Origin of the sequence: Micromonospora sp. NPDC049497, assembly GCF_044465805.1 — a bacterium.
GTDB lineage: Bacteria > Actinomycetota > Actinomycetes > Mycobacteriales > Micromonosporaceae > Micromonospora.
Genome location: NZ_JBITMC010000006.1, coordinates 172,502 through 190,049, shown reverse-complemented (window position 1 = coordinate 190,049; position 17,548 = coordinate 172,502). Strand labels below are relative to the sequence as shown.

20 protein-coding genes are annotated in these 17,548 nt (G+C 72.8%); 2 read left to right on the top strand and 18 right to left on the bottom strand.

The annotated features are described in order from the left end of the window. Positions 1–18: 18 nt before the first annotated feature. The 17 genes from ACIBR0_RS11835 to ACIBR0_RS11755 all read right to left on the bottom strand — a co-directional run bounded on the left by ACIBR0_RS11835 (position 19) and on the right by ACIBR0_RS11755 (position 13,237). Positions 19–657 carry a class I SAM-dependent DNA methyltransferase gene (locus ACIBR0_RS11835; RefSeq protein WP_396714677.1) on the bottom strand — a complete coding sequence of 213 codons (639 nt, stop codon included), beginning with the start codon at positions 655–657 and terminating at the stop codon, positions 19–21. A 138-nt stretch (positions 658–795) separates the two neighbouring features. Then, positions 796–1,245 carry an SRPBCC domain-containing protein gene (locus tag ACIBR0_RS11830; RefSeq protein ID WP_396714675.1) on the bottom strand — a complete coding sequence of 150 codons (450 nt, stop codon included), beginning with the start codon at positions 1,243–1,245 and terminating at the stop codon, positions 796–798. Positions 1,246–1,262: 17 nt separating this feature from the next. Further along, complete coding sequence (locus ACIBR0_RS11825) at positions 1,263–1,706, bottom strand: SRPBCC domain-containing protein (RefSeq protein ID WP_396714674.1); 444 nt, start codon at positions 1,704–1,706, stop codon at positions 1,263–1,265. Between the two features lie 15 nt (positions 1,707–1,721). After that, a complete protein-coding gene (locus tag ACIBR0_RS11820; protein ID WP_396714672.1) occupies positions 1,722–2,129 on the bottom strand; it encodes an ArsR/SmtB family transcription factor in 408 nt (135 codons plus the stop codon). Beyond that, positions 2,126–2,590 carry an SRPBCC family protein gene (locus ACIBR0_RS11815; protein WP_396714670.1) on the bottom strand — a complete coding sequence of 155 codons (465 nt, stop codon included), beginning with the start codon at positions 2,588–2,590 and terminating at the stop codon, positions 2,126–2,128. Before ACIBR0_RS11815 ends, ACIBR0_RS11820 begins: the two co-directional genes overlap by 4 nt. Positions 2,591–2,686: 96 nt before the next feature. Next, positions 2,687–3,931, bottom strand: a complete 1,245-nt coding sequence (locus ACIBR0_RS11810) for an RNA polymerase sigma factor (protein WP_396714668.1) — start codon at positions 3,929–3,931, stop codon at positions 2,687–2,689. After that, positions 3,928–4,323 (bottom strand): YciI family protein, encoded by a 396-nt coding sequence (locus ACIBR0_RS11805; RefSeq protein ID WP_396714666.1) that lies wholly within the window; start codon positions 4,321–4,323, stop codon positions 3,928–3,930. Before ACIBR0_RS11805 ends, ACIBR0_RS11810 begins: the two co-directional genes overlap by 4 nt. Beyond that, entirely contained in the window at positions 4,320–4,700 is a 381-nt protein-coding gene (locus ACIBR0_RS11800; protein ID WP_396714664.1) for a YciI family protein, read from the bottom strand. The genes ACIBR0_RS11805 and ACIBR0_RS11800 overlap by 4 nt, the downstream gene beginning before the upstream one ends. After that, positions 4,669–6,042 (bottom strand): hypothetical protein, encoded by a 1,374-nt coding sequence (locus tag ACIBR0_RS11795; RefSeq protein WP_396714662.1) that lies wholly within the window; start codon positions 6,040–6,042, stop codon positions 4,669–4,671. The genes ACIBR0_RS11800 and ACIBR0_RS11795 overlap by 32 nt, the downstream gene beginning before the upstream one ends. Next, the gene (locus tag ACIBR0_RS11790; protein WP_396714911.1) at positions 6,035–6,832 is read right to left on the bottom strand and encodes a sugar phosphate isomerase/epimerase family protein; all 798 of its coding nucleotides are present in this window, start codon (positions 6,830–6,832) and stop codon (positions 6,035–6,037) included. The genes ACIBR0_RS11795 and ACIBR0_RS11790 overlap by 8 nt, the downstream gene beginning before the upstream one ends. A 65-nt stretch (positions 6,833–6,897) precedes the next feature. After that, positions 6,898–8,043 (bottom strand): dihydrodipicolinate synthase family protein, encoded by a 1,146-nt coding sequence (locus ACIBR0_RS11785; RefSeq protein WP_396714909.1) that lies wholly within the window; start codon positions 8,041–8,043, stop codon positions 6,898–6,900. 5 nt (positions 8,044–8,048) lie between these two features. Next, the gene (locus ACIBR0_RS11780) at positions 8,049–9,200 is read right to left on the bottom strand and encodes a Gfo/Idh/MocA family oxidoreductase (RefSeq protein ID WP_357039068.1); all 1,152 of its coding nucleotides are present in this window, start codon (positions 9,198–9,200) and stop codon (positions 8,049–8,051) included. A 30-nt stretch (positions 9,201–9,230) separates the two neighbouring features. Then, positions 9,231–10,028 carry an ABC transporter ATP-binding protein gene (locus ACIBR0_RS11775; RefSeq protein WP_396714660.1) on the bottom strand — a complete coding sequence of 266 codons (798 nt, stop codon included), beginning with the start codon at positions 10,026–10,028 and terminating at the stop codon, positions 9,231–9,233. Positions 10,029–10,032: 4 nt separating this feature from the next. After that, positions 10,033–11,037, bottom strand: a complete 1,005-nt coding sequence (locus ACIBR0_RS11770; protein ID WP_396714658.1) for an ABC transporter substrate-binding protein — start codon at positions 11,035–11,037, stop codon at positions 10,033–10,035. 53 nt (positions 11,038–11,090) lie between these two features. Then, positions 11,091–12,035 (bottom strand): ABC transporter permease, encoded by a 945-nt coding sequence (locus ACIBR0_RS11765; RefSeq protein ID WP_396714656.1) that lies wholly within the window; start codon positions 12,033–12,035, stop codon positions 11,091–11,093. Positions 12,036–12,183: 148 nt separating this feature from the next. After that, positions 12,184–12,900 (bottom strand): cupin domain-containing protein, encoded by a 717-nt coding sequence (locus tag ACIBR0_RS11760; RefSeq protein ID WP_396714654.1) that lies wholly within the window; start codon positions 12,898–12,900, stop codon positions 12,184–12,186. Beyond that, complete coding sequence (locus ACIBR0_RS11755; protein ID WP_396714652.1) at positions 12,893–13,237, bottom strand: cupin domain-containing protein; 345 nt, start codon at positions 13,235–13,237, stop codon at positions 12,893–12,895. Before ACIBR0_RS11755 ends, ACIBR0_RS11760 begins: the two co-directional genes overlap by 8 nt. Before the next feature lie 94 nt (positions 13,238–13,331). Here ACIBR0_RS11755 and ACIBR0_RS11750 point away from each other — a divergent pair, with 94 nt between their 5' ends. Then, positions 13,332–14,435, top strand: coding sequence for a LacI family DNA-binding transcriptional regulator (locus tag ACIBR0_RS11750; RefSeq protein WP_396714651.1), 1,104 nt, complete (start codon positions 13,332–13,334; stop codon positions 14,433–14,435). Positions 14,436–14,466: 31 nt separating this feature from the next. Here the strand turns inward: ACIBR0_RS11750 and ACIBR0_RS11745 are convergent, their stop codons facing one another. After that, entirely contained in the window at positions 14,467–15,711 is a 1,245-nt protein-coding gene (locus tag ACIBR0_RS11745) for a hypothetical protein (RefSeq protein ID WP_396714649.1), read from the bottom strand. 153 nt (positions 15,712–15,864) lie between these two features. Between ACIBR0_RS11745 and ACIBR0_RS11740 the strand changes: the two genes are divergently transcribed. Then, positions 15,865–17,415: an NAD(P)/FAD-dependent oxidoreductase gene (locus tag ACIBR0_RS11740; RefSeq protein ID WP_396714647.1), complete on the top strand. Its 1,551-nt coding sequence runs from the start codon at positions 15,865–15,867 to the stop codon at positions 17,413–17,415. Positions 17,416–17,548: the final 133 nt, after the last annotated feature.

Below are 17,548 nucleotides of genomic sequence, written 5' to 3'. Positions count from 1 at the left end.
TGCCCGCCATGGCGATGATCAGCGGTGGGCGAAGACGAACCCGCCCTCGGCGTTCGGGGCCGGCCGGTGCGTCATCTCGGCCTCGACGGTGAAGCCGGCGGCGTCCAGCCAGGCCGCGACCCGGTCCGGCGGACGGCGGTGCACGTGGACGTGCATCGGGTGGCCGCCGTAGCCCTCCGTCTTCAGTCGACTGCCGTCGCCGGCGTGGAACCCGAGCAGCACGACGCCGCCGGGCCGCAGCACCCGGTGGAACTCCGCGAGCACTGCGGGCACCTCGTCGTCGGGGACGTGGATCAGGGAGAACCAGGCGAGCAGGCCGGTCAGACCGCCGTCGACCAGATCGAGGTGCGTCATGGAGCCCACCTCGAAACGCAGGCCGGGGTGGTCCCGCCGGGCCACCCCGATCATCGCGGGCGACAGGTCGACACCGAACGCGTCCAGGCCGAGGCCGTGCAGGTGCGCGGTGAGCCGGCCCGGACCGCAGCCCACGTCGGCGACCGCCCCGTTGCCCTGGGCCCGCACCAGTTCGGCGAAGAGCGCAAGGATGCCGCGCTGGAAGGGCTCCTCGGCGAGAGCGTCGCGCAGCAGGTCGGCGTAGCTGACCGCCACCGTGTCGTAGGAGGTCCGGGTGTCGTCGAGCCAACCGGGAACGGCCATGCGCTGCACGATAGCGACAGCGACCCGGCCGAGCGCATCGGCCGCAGGTCGCGCCCGTGGCGCGCCGAGATCTCCCACTCCCGCGCCCGAACGTGGCCGATGAGAGCGGCCGTCACACTCAGCTGGGCGGTGGGTCGGTCACGCCCAGGGCGGCGGGGTCGGTCCCTCGCCGGTCGTGATGAGGCGGCGCAGGCTCCCGTTGATGTAGAAGCTCCAGGCGCTGGAGCAGTTGTCGAAGCACTCGAACCGGGGCACGAGCCCTTCGTGGGCGAATCGGACCACGGTCCGGTCGCCCTGTTCCGCGATGTCGAAGGTGATGTCCGTGCCGGTCCACTCGCCGGGGTCGCTGGCGAAGGTGAGCTTCGAGTCGATCACGCGCCACACCACCCGTTCCCCCGGTACGAGTTCCGTCACCCGCTGTCGCGAGTAGTGGACGTCGGGGTAGGCGTACGTGAACTCGTCGCCGATCCGGCTGGCCGGACCGCCCACCTCCCCGGTCCACCAGCGGGCGACATCGGTGATGGCCGCGTAGACCTCGTCGGGGCTCTGGTCGACCGCGAATGAGGTGGCGTAGCTCTGGCTGTCCATGACTGTCCTTTGCGGGCCTAGTGCCAGTTGCTGATCTGCACGTCGCGCGGATCCGGCGTTCCGATGCCGGTCTCCACCAACTGCTTGAGACTCATGAGGTAGACCGCCCACTTGGTGCTGCAGTGGCTCATGAACTCGACCGGCTCACGCCAGCCCTCGTGCCTGAACAGGACGATCGCGTAGTCACCGTCCTGGTGCAGGTCCCACTGGATGTGGGTGCCGATCCACTCGTCCGGGCCCTCGACGACCTCCCAGCGCACCGAACGGTCCGGATCCAGCGCGACGACCTTCATGTCGAACCCACCCGGGGCGAACCGGAACTGGATGACCCCGCCGACGCCGGTGTCCCCCGTCGTCTTCTCGGTCCACCATCCGGACAGGCCCTCCAGCGTGGTGATCGCCTCGTAGACCTTGCCGGTCGTCGACCCCTTCACCCCGACGCGGTGCAGAATGTCCACCATCCGTCCACCCCTCTCCTATGTGTCGCTCGGGCCCGGCGCCTGTTCGCGGGCCTTCTCCTCGATCGCCTCGGCGAGATCCCTGATCCGCCGCAGCCTCCGGTCCCAGGTGGCGCCGACGTGGGCAAGCTGGGACACGGCCCGGGCCAACTGAAGGGAATCGATCCGGTACTGCTTCTCCCGCCCGGCCGTGACGCCGTGCACCAGGCCGGCCCGGTCGAGCACCATGAGGTGTTTGGCCACCGCCTGGCGGGTCACCGGGAGTTGCGCGCTCAGATTGGTCGCGGTCCCGCCACCCTGGGCGAGCAGCAGGTCGAGCATCCGCCGCCGGGTAGGGTCGCCCACCGCCGTCCACAACGTGTCGTCGACTCCGCCGTCGCCGGACCGGTGTCCGTCCTCCGGCGTCCGGCCCTGCCCCATGGTCATCGCCGGTCCGTCAGGCAGGTCCCGACGTACGGTGCCAGCCGCGCCAGGTGGTGGTCCCAGCCCTTCTCGTGGTCGCGGTAGGTCTCCTCGAGAACCGCGATCTCCCAGCCCCGCTCCCGGAAGCCGGTCTCGGTCATGCGCAGGAGCGTGCCGTCGCCGTCCGCCTCGAGCGCGAACGTCACGAGGAAGGAGTTGTCGGTCCGGGCCGGCTCCCCCAACGGTTGGGTCCAGCGGAACGAGAAGAGCCGGTACGGGATCGCGTCGACCACCTGGATGGCCACCGGGAACTTCTCCCCCTCGTCGGACACGAAGGCGATCTCGCCGACCCCACCCGGGACGGACTCGAAACTCGCCTCGTCGGGCCACCACTGCCGGACGTGCTCCGGATTGCTCACCACGTCGAAGACGATCTCCGGCGCCGCGCCGATCCGGATCTCGCGCTCGATCGAGCCGTACTCCATGGCCATCACCTTCCGCAACTTTCGGTTGCGGATGACCCTAGTCCAGTCCGGGCGCAACGCGCAACCCATCGTTGCGACTCGTCGGACGTCGGTCGGTCAGCTGCCGAGCTGGTCGCGGCGGCGGGTGAGGTAGGCCCGCTCCGCGGGGTTGCCGGCGAGACCGATGGCCCGGTCGTACGCCGCCCGCGACTCGCCGCCGCGCCCGAGTCGCCGCAGCAGGTCGGCGCGCGCGGCGTGGAAGGCGTGGTAGCCGTCGAGGACCTCGGCGAGCCGATCGATCTCGGCAAGCCCGACCCCGGGGCCGTCGACCTCGGCAACCGCGACCGCCCGGTTGAGCCGCACGATCGGCGAGGGGTCGAGCTGCACCAGGCGGCCGTAGAGGGCGACGACGGTGGACCAGTCGGTGTCCCGGGTGGAGGGGGCATCCGTGTGGACCGCGTTGATCGCGGCCTGGAGTTGGTAGCGCCCGGGTGGGTCGCCGCCGGCGGCCACCGCCTCGATCCGCTCGCGAAGCAGTGCGTTGCCCTCGGCGAGGAGGGTGGGGTCCCAAGCGCCCCGGTCCTGCTCGGCGAGGGTCACCAGCTCCCCGGTGCGGGACACCCGCGCAGGCCGGCGGGCGTCGGTGAGGAGCAGCAGGGCAAGCAGACCGGCCACCTCGCCGTCGTCCGGGAGGAGGGTTCGGAGCAGGCGGCCGAGGCGGATCGCCTCGTCGGTGAGGTCGACGCGCAGCGGGTCGTCCCCCTCGCTGGCGAGATAGCCCTCGTTGAAGACGAGGTAGACGACCGCGAGGACGCCGGCGAGCCGCTCGCGGATGTCGTCGGCCGAGGGCACCCGGTACGGGATGTGCGCCGCCTTGATCTTCGCCTTGGCGCGGGTGATCCGTCGCGCCATCGTGGTTTCCTGCACCAGGAAGGCACGGGCGATCTCGGGGACGGTGAGGCCGCCGAGCAGGCGCAGCGTGAGCGCCACCCGGGCCTCCAACGCGAGCGCCGGGTGGCAGCAGGTGAAGACCAGCCTGAGCCGGTCGTCCTCGACCGGGCCGGTCGCCTCGGCAGGGGTGTCGTCGTACACGATCAGGGCCTCATGGTGTTTGGCGTCGCGCTGCGACTCGCGACGGAGCCGGTCGATCGCCTTGCGGGTCGCGGTGGTGGCGAGCCAACCGCCGGGATTGGGCGGTACGCCGTCGTGCGGCCATCGCTCCGCAGCCGTCACGAACGCCTCGGCCGTCGCCTCCTCGGCGACGTCGAGGTCGCCGAAACGGCGCGCGAGAGCGGCGACCACCCGCGCCCACTCCTCGTGGTGGCCACGGGTGATCGCCTGCTCGACGGTGGGACCGGTCACGGCGCCAGCAGCGCTCGGACGGATCCCTCGGTTCGGAAGGGACGCACCTCGACCGTGCCGCGGCACGCCTTCGAACCCTCGGCGGCGAGCGCCAGGGCCACGTCGAGGTCGGCCGCCTCGATGACCCAGAAGCCGCCGAGGTGCTCCTTCGTCTCCAGGTAGGGCCCGTCGGTGAACGCCGGCTTGTCGCCCTGCCCGTCGACGGTGGTGGCGGTCGTCGCGGGCTCCAGTCCGTCGGCGAAGACCAGGTGACCGTCTCTGCGGAGTCTCTCGTTGAAGGCGCCGGTGTCGGCGAACGACTGCAGCATGGCCTCCTGGGAGGGGTAGGGGCCGAACTCGGTGTGCTCGGCCGGTCCGTAGACCGACAGCAGGTATCGGGGCACCGCGCTCACCTCTCCCCGGAGCCGTTACGCCGGGCCTCCCCGGGACCCCGGAACCGGTGCACCTCCTGCGGCCAGTCGAGCACGGTCGCGAGCCGGCCGGCCCAGTATCGCGCCGCCGCGTCGTCGGGCACGTCCACGACGGCGAAGCCGCCGAGGTGCTCCTTGGTCTCGACGTACGGGCCGTCGGTGAAGACCGGCTTGCCGTCGACCGACTCGACACTGCACACCACGGTGGACCGGTCGAGCCCGCCGTTGCTGAAGATCAGGACCCCCTCGGCCCGCATCTCCTCGATCACCGCGCGGCCGGCCCTGCCCTTCTCACGAATCTCCTCCGCCGTGTGTTCGCGCACCCACTCATCGTTGAAGGCGATCAGGTACTCCGTCATGGTCGTCTCCTTTCGTCCCGGGCGAGGGCCCTTCTCGGACTCCTCGTGTCCAGCGGCCCGACCGGCCGCCGCACACCAGTTCCACGAACGGCTGCGCCCCGATACGACACCATGCCGGAAACACCTTCTCAAGGAAGCCCCGGAGGTCCCGGTACGTGTGCCGGATCAGGGTGAGCAGCACCGCCAGGGCCAGGCCGAGCAGCGGCGCGAGCGTCACGCCGGCGGCCGTGGCGACCACCGCGACGACCCCCGGGGGCACCCAGCACCACACGGGCACCCGGCGCGGCGCACGGCCCCGGCGGCGCGCCGCCGCCTCGGCCGCCATCGGCACGACGAGCACGGGAAGGGCGGCGGCCAGCAGGGTCAGCCAGGACAGCAGCGACCGGTCGAACCGGGCCACCGCGAGCAGCCCGCCGAGCAGGGCGACCGCGGCCGTCGCGGCGGCGGGCGGCATCCGGGGCGCGAGGCCGCGTATCGCCAGGGCGCCGGAGTACGTCGTGGTCAGCGCGGCGGCGAACACGCCGACCGCGACCAGGAGGTTGCCCCACCCGGCCGCGCCACCGGCGGCGGCGAGGACGGCCACGACGTCGGCCGAGCCGGTACGCAGCCACAGTCCCGCCCCGGCCACCACCCCGAGCAGCGTCGGTACGACGAGCAGCCCGAGACACCAGGCGAGGTCCCGCCGGCGGGCCAGCCCGACGCTGAAGTCCGGTGCGCGGACGGCGAACACGGCCACGTACCCCACCAGCGCGGCGGCGTCGGCGAACCCGCCGGTGTCGACGCGGACCGGGGTGGCCGGCGGCGGGAGCGCCACCAGGCACCACCCGACGAGCGTCACCGCGCTGAGGGTGGTGACCACGGCGACCCGGTTGCCGAACCGGGCGGGGGTCAGCGACACGGCGAGGACCAGCGCCTCCAGCAGCACCGGTCCCGCCCAGCCGGGCAGGTGCCCGACCGCCGCCAGCGACGCGCCGCCGAGACCGACGTTGAAGCCGTTCCACCCGATCATCGACACGGCCAGCACCGCCGCGAGCAGGGTGCGGGCGACCGGCCCGACGTACGACGGCAGCACCCCGGTCAGCGGTCGGCCGTCGCCCAACGGTGGGCGCAGCCCGATTCGGCCCTGCCACCAGAGCAGGGCCGCCATGACGGCCGCCCCGACCAGCAGGCCGACCACCGGCACCGCGCCGCCGTGCCGGGCGGCCATCGCCGCTCCCAGCACCAGCGCGGCCGGCGCGGTACCGATGCCGAGCCAGGCACCGACCGCCGCCGGCCACCGCCGCCCCGGACCGGCCGTCGGGGCACGCCCCGCCCGCGCGGCGCCGGAGGGCGGCTCAGGCAACGTGGCGCAGGTAGCCCGCGACGGAGGCGTCGAGGACCTCTCGTCCGGGCCGTGCCCACACCTCGGCGGAGAAGACCTCCACCTCGACCGGTCCGGTGTAGCCGGCCGCGTCGACGGCCGCACGCAGGCGGCGCAGCTCGATGCAGCCGTCGCCGGGCAGCGCACGGCCGAGCAGCACGCCCCCGGGCAGCGGGGTCACCCAGTCGCACACCTGGAACGCGGCGATCCGCGCGCCCGCGCGGGCGATCTGCGCGTACACGGTGTCGTCCCACCACACGTGGTACGCGTCGACGACGACGCCCACCACACCCGGGTCGAACGCCTCGGCGATGTCGAGCGCCTGGCCCAGCGTGGCGACGACGCACCGGTCGGCGCAGAACATCGGGTGCAGCGGCTCGATGGCCAGGGTCACCCCGGCCGCCGCGGCGTGCGGGGCCAGCTCGGCGATCGCGTCGGCGACCCGCTTCCGGGCGCCGTCGACGTCCCGGCTGCCCGGTGGCAGGCCGCCGGAGACCAGCACCAGCACGCCCGTACCGAGGGTGGCGGCCTCCTCGATCGCCCGCAGGTTCTCGTCCCGCCAGCCGTCGGCGGTGAAGAACCCGCCCCGGCACAGCGAGGTCACGGCCAGCCCGGCGTCGCGCACCAGCTTCGCGGCGCGGCCCAACCCGTACTCGGCCACCGGCTCCCGCCACAGGCCGATCCCGGGCACCCCGGCGTCGACGCACCCGGCGACCACGTCCTCCAGCGGCCAGTGCTTGGCCGTGGCCTGGTTGAAGGAGAACCGTCCCAGCGCGCTCACTGGCCCACCATCCGTTCCCGACTGCGGGGCTCGCAGACCCGGCTCACTCCTCGCGCTCACTGGTCGACTCCGGCGACTGCGAAGAACGCCCGCGCGCGGGCGGCGGCCAGCTCGGCGTCGGGCAGCAGGCCGGCGGCGTCGGCGAGGGTGAGCAGGGTCGCCAGGTGCGCCGGCGAGCGCCCGGACTGGAGGCCCCCGACCATGGTGAAGTGGTCCTGGTGACCGGCCAGCCAGGCCAGGAAGACGATGCCCGTCTTGTAGAACCAGGTGGGCGTCGCGAACAGGTGCCGGGCCAGCGGCACGGTGGGCGCGAAGATCGCGTCGTACGCCCGCAGGTCGTCGCGGTCCAGCGCGGCCAACGCGGCGGCGGCGGCCGGCGCGATCGCCGCGAACACGCCGAGCAGGGCGTCGGAGTGGCCCACCTCGTCGCCCCGGATCAGCTCCGGGTAGTGGAAGTCGTCGCCGGTGTAGAGGCGTACGCCCGCGGGGAGCCGGCGACGCAGCGCGACCTCCCGGGCGGCGTCGAGCAGCGACACCTTGATGCCGTCCACCCGCGACTCGTGCGCCTTGACCAGCTCGACGACCGTGTCGGCGGCCAGGTCGAGATCGCTCGCGCCCCAGTAGCCGGCCAGCGCCGGGTCGAACATCGACCCGAGCCAGTGCAGCACGACCGGCCCGTCGGCGGCGGTGAGCAGCTCGTCGTACACCCGCAGGTAGTCCTCGGGGCCCTGGGCCGCGGCGGCGAGGTGCCGGCTGCACATCAGCACCGGGCGGGCGCCGGCCTCCTGCACCTCGTCGAGCTGCTCACGGTAGGCCCGGGTCACGTCGGCCAGGGTGGCCGGACCCGCCGGAAGCTGGTCGGTGGCGACACCGGCCACGATCCGCCCGCCCACCGCGCGGGCCTCGGCGGCGCTGCGCCGGATCAGCTCCCGGGTGGTCGGGTGGTCCAGGCCCATGCCACGCTGCGCGGTGTCCATCGCCTCGGCGACCCCCAGGCCGTACGACCAGAGGTGCCGCCGGAAGGCAAGGGTGCGCTCCCAGTCGAGCACGGCCGGGGCGCCCGGCACGTTCTCGGCGCCGGGGTCGGCGACGACGTGCGCGGCGGCGTACGCGATCCGGCCGGCCGGCGGCCCGGCGGGACGCGGGTGGCCGTCCCCGCCGCGCAGCCGGTGCCGGACCCCGCCGGGAAGCCGCACCTCCACCGGGTTCACAGCTCCAGCTCCGGCACCTCGAGCCGGCGACCCTCGCGGGCCGACCGCAGCCCCAGCTCGGCCAACTGGACGCCGCGCGCGCCGGCCAGGAAGTCCCAGCGGAACGGCTCCCCGACGGCCACGTGCCGCAGGAACGCCTCCCACTGCACCTTGAAGCCGTTGTCGAAGTCGTCGTTGTCCGGCACCTCGGTCCACTGCGCCCGGAAGTCCTCGGTGACCGGCAGGTCGGGGTTCCACACCGGCTTCGGGGTGACCGCCCGGTGCTGCGTCCGGCAGGTGCGCAGGCCGGCCACCGCGCTGCCCTCGGTGCCGTCGACCTGGAACTCGACCAGCTCGTCGCGGTGCACCCGTACGCACCACGACGAGTTGAGCTGGGCGACCGCCCCGCCGTCGAGTTCGAAGATGCCGTACGCGGCGTCGTCGGCGGTCGCGCGGTAGGTACGGCCGGCCTCGTCGACGCGTTCGGGGACGTGCGTGGCGGTGACGCAGGAGACCGACCGCACCCGCCCGAACAGCTCCTCCAGCACGTACTGCCAGTGCGGGAACATGTCGACGACGATGCCGCCGCCGTCCTCGGAACGGTAGTTCCAGGAGGGACGCTGGGCGGGTTGCCAGTCCCCCTCGAACACCCAGTAGCCGAACTCGCCGCGCACCGACAGGATCCGGCCGAAGAAGCCCCCGTCGATGAGGCGCTTCAGCTTGCGCAGCCCGGGCAGGAAGAGCTTGTCCTGGACCACGCCGGTCCGGACGCCGGCGGCGCGGGCCGCACGGGCCAGGTCCAGCGCGCCGCCGGTCTCCTCGGCGAGGGGCTTCTCGGTGTAGACGTGCTTGCCGGCCTCCAGCGCGGCCCGGATCGCCTTCTCCCGCTGCTGGGTGACCTGGGCGTCGAAGTAGATCTCGACGTCCTCGCGGGCGAGGGCACCGGTCAGGTCGGTGGTCCAGTCGTCCAGGCCGTGCCGCTCGGCGATCTCCCGGAGCTTGGTGGCGTTCCGCCCGACCAGGACCGGGTGCGGCCAGAGGGTCGTCCCGTCGGCCAGGGGCACGCCGCCCTGTTCACGGATGGCCAGTAGGGAGCGCACCAGGTGCTGGCGGTAGCCCATCCGGCCGGTGACGCCGTTGACGATGATGCCGATCGACCTGCGGGTCATGGTGATCCTTCCGTCGTACGGGTGGCCTGCTCAGTGGTTCGCGGCAACGCTGCCGAGCAACCCGCGCAGGTCGGTGGCGAGGCGGTCGAAGCGGGAGTCCGACATGATCTGGGCGTAGTCGCGGTGCGCGGGCAGGTCGACGTCGAAGGTGCGCAGGATGCGCCCGGGTCGCGGGCTCATCAGCACCACCCGGGTCCCGAGGAAGACCGCCTCGGCGATCGAGTGGGTCACCAGCACCACGGTGGTGCCGGTCTCCCGCCAGATCCGGTTCAGTTCGGCGTTCATCTGCTCCCGGGTGAGGGCGTCGAGGGCGCCGAACGGCTCGTCCATGAGCAGGACCGGCGGGGCGTGCAGCAGCGCGCGGCACAGGGCCACCCGCTGCTGCATGCCGCCGGACAGCTCGTGCGGCAGGGCCTTCTCGAAGCCCCGCAGCCCGGTCATCTCGATCAGGGCGTCGGCGCGCTCGGCGGCGGCGCGGCGGTCCATGCCCCGCATCTCCGCCTGGAGCAGGATGTTGGCCCGCGCTCCGCGCCACTCCAGCAGGGCGGCCCGCTGGAAGACGAAGCCGATGTCCTTCTGCGGTCCGGCGACCGGCCGGCCCATCAGCGACACGTCGCCGCTGGTGGGCCGGACCAGTCCGGCCACGATCTTCAGCAGCGTCGACTTGCCGCAGCCGGACGGGCCGACGATGGTGACGAACTCACCCGGGGTGATGTGCAGCGAGACGTCGTCCAGGGCGGTGGTCTGCGACCGCTTCGAGGTGAACCGGACGCTCACCCCGGAGATGTCGATGGCGGTGCCGGTCCGTACCGGCGCGCTGGCGGTCACCGGGTCATCCCTGGGCCGCGTAGGAGGCGTCCCAGTACGCGGTTGGCGCGCCCGGGTTCTTCAGCTCCGCGTAGCGGGCCATCAGGTCGACGGTCTCGCTCCACTGGGCGTCGGTGTTGACGCCGGGGGCGGCGTCGGTGCCGATCAGCGGCAGGGCGAGGGCGAGCTGCTTGGTGAGCACCTCGGCGGGCGGCTCGTTCTCGGCCAGCTCGCTCATCGCGGAGACCGCGCCGGGGGCGTCCTTCGCGGCCTCGGTCCACGACTTCTGGGTCGCCCGGACGAACTTGCGGGCCAGTTCCGGGTCCTTCTCGAGGGTCTCCGTGTTGGCCACCAGGCCGGTGCCGAGCAGGTTCATCCCGTAGTCGGCGAAGAGCAGCACGTCGACCTTCTTGCCGGTCTTGTTCTCGATGGTCGGTGCCTGGTCGTGGAAGAAGCCCATGATGGCGTCGACCTTGCCCTCGGCCAGCGCGGCGATCTTGCCGGCCGCGTCGACGTTGACCACCTTGACGTCGCTCTGCTTCAGGCCGTTCTTCTCCAGCCAGGCCGGGAAGGTGGCGTAGAGGGCGTCGCCGGGGGTGCCGCCGACGGTCTTGCCCTTGAGGTCGGCGGGGGTCTTGATGTTCTTGTCGGCGAAGAACTCCACCGAGGCGGGGCCCTTCTCCAGGTACGAGCCCAGGCTGCGGACCGGCATGCCGGTGGCGACGGACTTCAGCAGCGCCGGGCTGTCCGCCCAGCCGAACTCGGTCTGCTTCTGGGCGACCTGCTTGATGGTGTTGCCGGAGCCGTTGCCGGGCTGGATCTTCAGGTCGATGCCCTCGGCGGCGTAGAAGCCCTTCTTCAGGCCGTAGTAGAAGGGTGCGTGCTCGCCGTAGGGAACCCAGTTGAGGGTCAGGGTGACGCTCTTGTTCCCGCCGGCCCCGCCGGCGTCGGCGGAGTCGTCGCCGCCGCAGCCGGTGGCGGCGAACAGCAGGGCGGTGGACAGGAGCAGGGCGGTGGCGGTGCGCTTCATCGGTGCCTCCGTGCTGGTGAGGAACTCGGGAGGGTGCGCGGATCTGCGGGTGGTCAGGAGGTGGTGAGCGGCACGCCGGTGCGGCGGCTGGCGTGCCACGGGATGAGCAGCGCCTCGGCGATCTCGACGAGGACGAACAGGACGATGCCGATGGCGGACATGAGGATCAGGTCGGCGAAGAGCAGCGCCGAGTCGAGGTTGCCGTTGGCCAGCAGCAGGACGTAGCCGAGCCCTTCGCTGGCGCCGACGAACTCGCCGACCACGGCGCCGACCACGGCGAGGGTGACGGCGACCTTGAGGCCGGCCATCAGGTGCGGCAGGGCGTTGGGGAACCGGATCTTGCGAAACGTGCGCCACGGACCGGCACCCATGGTGGACGCCAGGTCGAGCAGCTCCGGGTCGGTGGAGCGCAGGCCGGCCACCCCGGAGATCACCACCGGGAAGAACGCGATGAGCACGGCCAGGATGACCTTCGGTGCCAGACCGAGCCCGAACCACACCACCAGCAGCGGCGCGATGGCGATCTTCGGAATGACCTGTGCGAAGAGGACGATCGGGTAGAGCGCCTTGTCCAGGGTGCGGGAGTAGGCGATGGCGACGGCGGTGGCCAGGCCCAGCGCGGCGGCGAGGACGAAGCCGAGGACCGTCTCGTAGAGGGTGACCAGGGTGTGCCGGGCCAGTTCGGACCACTGCTCGGTCATCGTCGTCCACACCTGACCGGGGGTGGGGACGAGGTAGTTCGGCACGTACTCGCGGGCGGCGACGAACCACCAGGCGGCGAAGACCGCCGCCAGCACGAGGGCGGGACGCCACAGGGCGTCGGCGAGGGTGGCGAGCCGCCGGCCGAGGCCGGGACCGGGCGGGCGCCCGGCCGGTGCCCCGGTCGCGGCCGGGGTGGTGGTGTGGTCGGCCGGGTCCGGCTCACCGACCCGGTCGCCGGGTGTTCCGGCCGCCGCGACGGGCCGGCGGCCCCCGGTGTCCAGAGCGTTCTCGGTCACGCGGATCCTCCTTCGAGCCCGGAATGTCCCGTGGGACCGGGCCGGGTCGGCGAGTCAGGCAAACGCTTTCCTGGGAGCGTAGGGCGCGGTTTTCCCTCAGGCAAGGGCTTTCCCGGATCTGTTTGCGAAGCGCCCTCGGCCGGGCCGGTCAGCCGCCGGCCGGGTAGGTGTCCAGCAGGCCGCACATGCCGAGACGGCCCCGCTCGGCCGGCTCCCCCGCCGCGTACACCCGGGCGCCCTGAAGGTGCGCGGCGTCGCCCCGGTCGAGCGCGTCGAGCTGGTGCCCGGTGCGCGCGGCGGCCGCCGCCGCGCCGGCCCGCCAGCGGTGGCGCCACTGCTCCACCAGCGGACGGCGCAGCGCCACCGCCGCCGCGTAGAACCGCTCCAGGGCCGGCCGACCGCCGGCCCGCAGCGCCGCGAAGCCGGCCACCGCCAGGTCGCGTCGGCGGTGCGCGACGCCCACGTCGCCGCCCGGCGCTCCCCCGCCCGGCAGGGCCGTCGCCGCGGCGTAGGCGGTGGGATCCGCGAGGTACTCCGGCGGCAGCGTGAGCACCGCGTCGCCGGCCTCGGGCAGCCCGCTGTTCTGCATGAGTACGACCAGGCGCAGGTCGCCGTCGTTGACCAGGCGGTGCACGGTGCCCGGGGTGAACCACACGACCGCGCCGGGCCGCAGTGGTGTCTCGCGGAAACCCTCCACGGTCAGCGTCTGCACGGCGCCGGAACCGCCGGTCACCACGTACGCCTCGGTGCAGCAGAGGTGCACGTGCGGTGTCCCGCCGACGAGGCCGTCCGGGCCCACGGTGTCGTAGACGCAGAGACGGGACAGCCCGACCCCGCCCGGCAGCGGGGCCGGCGCGTCAGGCATCGAAGTACTCGTCGGTGTCGTCGGCCGCGGGCAGCGCCACCAGCAGCACCTTCAGGTTCCCGATCGCCCGGTGCCGGCAGCCGGGCTTGATGAGGAAGGCGGACATCGGCCGGGCCGGGTAGCGGACGCCGTCCAGCTCGACCTCCCCCTCGCCCTCCAGCACGATGTAGTACTCGGTGGCGACCCTGTGGTAGTGGGTGACCGCGTCCTGGATCTGGAGCAGGTGGACGCTGGCCTGCCCGCCGCTCTCGTCGATGAAGCCGCGACGGGTGGTGCCACAGGAGCAGCGCTTGGTGGGCAGTTCATCGAGCTGGACGATGGCGTGGCGGTCGGACATGCGGGGGCCTCCCTGCGGGAAAGGGCTTTCTTTGCGGTACGGTGACGCTAGCCCGCACGGTGAAATGCCGTCAACAGTGAGTGAGGGGGCGGCCATGGCGACCCTGTCCGACGTGGCGCGACGAGCGGGCGTCTCGCCCGCCACCGCGTCCCGCGTGATCAACGGCAGCAGCAAGCCGGTGACCGAGGACCTGCGCGAGCGGGTGCTGCGCGCCGTCGCCGAACTCCAGTACGTGCCGAACGCCCACGCCCAGCTCCTCGCCCGCTCGCACCGTACGGCGGTGGGCGTGATCGTGCACGACGTCTCCGACCCGTACTTCGCCGAGATCACGCGGGGCCTGCAACGGGTCGCCACCGACCAGGGGCGGCTGCTGATGATCTGCAACAGCTACCGGGACCCGGAGCGGGAGCTGGAGTACGTCGAGCTGCTGCGCGGTCACCAGGTGGCCGCGATCATCATGGCCGGCTCGGGCTACCACGACGACACGTTCACGAAGCTGCTCAACGAGAAGCTGACCGCGTACGAGGCGACCGGCGGGCGGGTGGCGGTGATCGGCCGGCACGAACACTCCGGCGACGCCGTCATGCCCGACAACCGCACCGGTGGCTGGCTGATCGGCACCGAACTGTGCGCGCTGGGGCACTCCGAGATCGGCGTGGTCTCCGGACCGGCCGTCCTCACCACGACGACCGACCGGCTCGCGGGGCTGCGGGCCGCACTCGCCGAACACGGTCGCAGCCTGCCCGAGCACCGCATCCGGTACGCCGAGTTCGACCGGGACGGCGGCGCCGCCGCCACCGCGGCCCTGCTCGACGCCGAACCCGGCCTGACCGCCGTGGTCGCCCTGAACGACTCCATGGCCATCGGCGCGCTCGCGCTGCTGCGCTCCCGGTCGGTGGCGGTACCGCAGCAGGTCTCGGTCACCGGCTTCGACGACATGCCGATCGCCCGGGACGTGACTCCGGCGCTGACCACCGTCCGGCTGCCCCTGGTGGAGATGGGCGCACGGGCGATGGCGCTGGCCCTGGACCCGGGCGCCGGGGCACCCCGGACCGAGGTGCTCGCCGCCGAGGTCGTCCGCCGGGACAGCGCCGGCCCGCCCCCGGCCTCGGACGCGGACACGGACGCGACGCCGGCACGGCCGACGAGCCGGGCGGGGTCGGGCCGACGCGTCCGCACTGCGGACCCGGTCCGGTGACGCCGACCGGCCCGGGTGTCGCCGACCCGGCTCAGATGATGAAGTGCGTCCAGTACGCCAGCCAGATGACGAACAGCGCCCCCTGGAGCAGGGCGAGCGCGGCGGTGAGCCACACGTCGACACCGGCGTGCCGGGCCCACCGGGCCAGCACCAGGGCGACCGGGAAGACCGCCAGCAGGTAGCGCAGCAGGCTCTTGTACACCGGTGGTCCCATGGACAACGGCACCAGCACCATCAGCACCCCGTACACCAGGTAGGGCAGCCCCAGGCGGCGGGCGCCCGCGACCAGGACGGCCAGGACCACGACGGCGATCCACACCCGCAGGGCGTCCCGGGGCGCCGTCCCGGTCAGGCCGTGCCAGAGCACCCCGAGCGGGTTCTGCACGGAGATGCCCCAGCCCTTCTCCTGGGCGTGCTTGTAGGCGAACCAGTCCCCGCCCTGCCAGCGGCAGAACGCCATGAACGTCAGCCAGCCGGCCGGTACGAGCACCAGCGGCCAGCCGACGCGCACGTACCGTCCCAGGTCCCGCGGTCGCCACCGGTAACCGTGCTGCCGCAGCAGCACCAGGGCCAACGGGACGACGACGACGAAGCCCACCGAGCGGCTCAGCCCGAGGAAGTACCCGACGATGCCGGCGAGCAGCCAGCGGCGGTCCTCGGCGTAGTGGAAGGCGGCCAGGGCGAGGCAGAGGAACAGCGACTCGGTCAGCGCCGCCTGGAACAGGAACGCGGCCGGCAGCAGCACCAGGTAGCGGACGAACCGGCGGGCGCCGGCGTCGTCGCCGAGCAGCCGCTCGGCCAGCCGGTGCGCGTAGTAGAGCATCAGCAGGAACGCGACGTTGGCGACCAGCAGCAGCGCCAGCGCGGTCCGCCCGCCCAGCAGCGGGGCCAGCGGTTTCGCCAGGAACGGGTAGAGCAGCGGGAACGCGAAGTCCCGCCAGGGCTCGTCCAACGGCCGTTGCACCAGGTGGTCGTAGAGGAACGAGTCCCAGGCGAACCAGAGCGACAGCCACCGGTGCTCCGAGACGTCCCGCTGCTGCTGGCGCATCATCGCCTCGTGCGGCGGCGGCGCCCACGGCACCTCGTCGAACGCGCTCCACGCGAGCACACCGACGAGGCTCAGCACGATCTTGGTGCCGAGGAAGACCGCCACGACGTACGGCCACGGCGCCGGCACCCGGGCGACGGTCCGGCCCACCGCGCCGCGCGCCGCGACGACGCGCGCGCCGACCCGTCCCCGCGGCCCCGCCGCAGTGCGCGGCTGCCCGTCCCCCACGGCGTCTCCGTTCCGTCCGCTCCGGCGGTGCCACATCCCCGTTTCGCGTCGCGCGACACGTCGGCCGACCGGAAGAAACCCGGGGTGGGGGTGAGACCGCGCCGATGTCGGGTAAGCGCGCCGCCTCACACCGGGAGCAGGGAGCGGGCGAACATGGCTGACGAACAAGGCACCGTGGTGATCGGTGCGGGGCCGGCCGGGCTGACGGCGGCGTACGAACTGCTTCGGCACGGCGCCCCGGTGCGGGTGTTCGAGTCCGACCAGGTGGTCGGCGGCATCAGCCGCACCGTGGAACGCGACGGGTGGCGGTTCGACATCGGCGGGCACCGGTTCTTCACGAAGGTGTCGCGGGTCGAGGACTTCTGGCACGAGGTCCTGCCCGACGAGGACTTTTTGCTCCGACCGAGGATGAGCCGCATCTACTACCGGGGAGCCCTCTACGACTACCCGCTCAGCGCGTCGAACGCCCTGCGCAACCTCGGCATCCGGGAGGCGACGCTCTGCATGGCCTCGTACGCCCGGGCCCGCCTGCGCCCACCGCGGGACCAGTCGCACTTCGAGGGCTGGGTGTCGGCCCGTTTCGGCTGGCGGTTGTACTCGATGTTCTTCAAGACCTACACCGAGAAGGTCTGGGGCATGCCGGCCGACCGGTTGCAGGCCGACTGGGCGGCGCAACGGATCAAGAACCTGTCGCTGTCCAAGGCCGTCCGCAACGCGCTGCTGCCCCGGCGCAACCGCAAGGACGTGACCAGCCTGATCGAGGAGTTCCAGTATCCGAAGCTCGGGCCGGGGATGATGTGGGAGCGCTGCGCGGACGAGGTGCGCCGCCGTGGGGGCCGGGTCGAGACCGGCACCTGGGTCACCGCCGTGCACCGGGACCCGGAACACCGCCGCGCGGTCGCGGTCTCCGTGGACGGCGAGGGCGGGCGGCGTACCGAGCCCGCCGAGCATGTCATCTCGTCCATGCCGATCTCCGAGCTGGTGGCGGCGCTGCGCCCGGCCGCCCCGCCGGAGGTCCGGGCCGCCGCCGAGGACCTGCGCTACCGGGACTTCCTCACCGTCGCGCTGGTCGTGCCGGCGGAGTTCTCCTTCCCGGACAACTGGATCTACGTCCACGACCCCAACGTCAAGGTCGGCCGGATCCAGAACTTCGGGTCCTGGTCACCGCACCTGGTCAAGGACGGTCGTACCTGCCTGGGTCTGGAGTACTTCGTCTTCGAGGACGACGAGACCTGGCGTACGCCGGACGCGGACCTCGTCGCCGCCGCCACCGTGGAACTGGAGCGGCTCGGGCTGGTCCGGCCCGGGGTCGTCGAGGCCGGTTACGTGGTCCGGATGCCCAAGGCCTACCCGGTCTACGACGAGCGCTACCAGCGCAACGTGGACGTGATCCGGGAGTGGCTGGCCCGCGAGGTTCCCAACGTGCACCCGGTCGGGCGCAACGGCATGCACCGCTACAACAACCAGGACCACTCGATGCTGACCGCCATGCTGACCGCGGAGAACATCGCACTGGGCACCGCCCACGACGTCTGGTCGGTCAACGTCGAGCAGGACTACCACGAGGAGACGGCGAAACACGACGGCGACGGCCACCGCGGCACGGGCCGCGACGCGCCGATCGTGCCCGCGCGCCCGGTCACGCCGGTCGCCGATGCGCCGGCGCGGCCGACGCAGCAGACGACGGGAGTACGCCTCGGCTGAGCGCGTCCGGCCACCGACGGGGTGGTAGCGAACCGTCCACCTCCGTAGTCTCGGCCGGATGATCCGCGACGCCGTCCCGGCCTCAGTCACCGCGCTCTGATGGCCGGCCCAGCCCGACCCGACGCCACCTCTC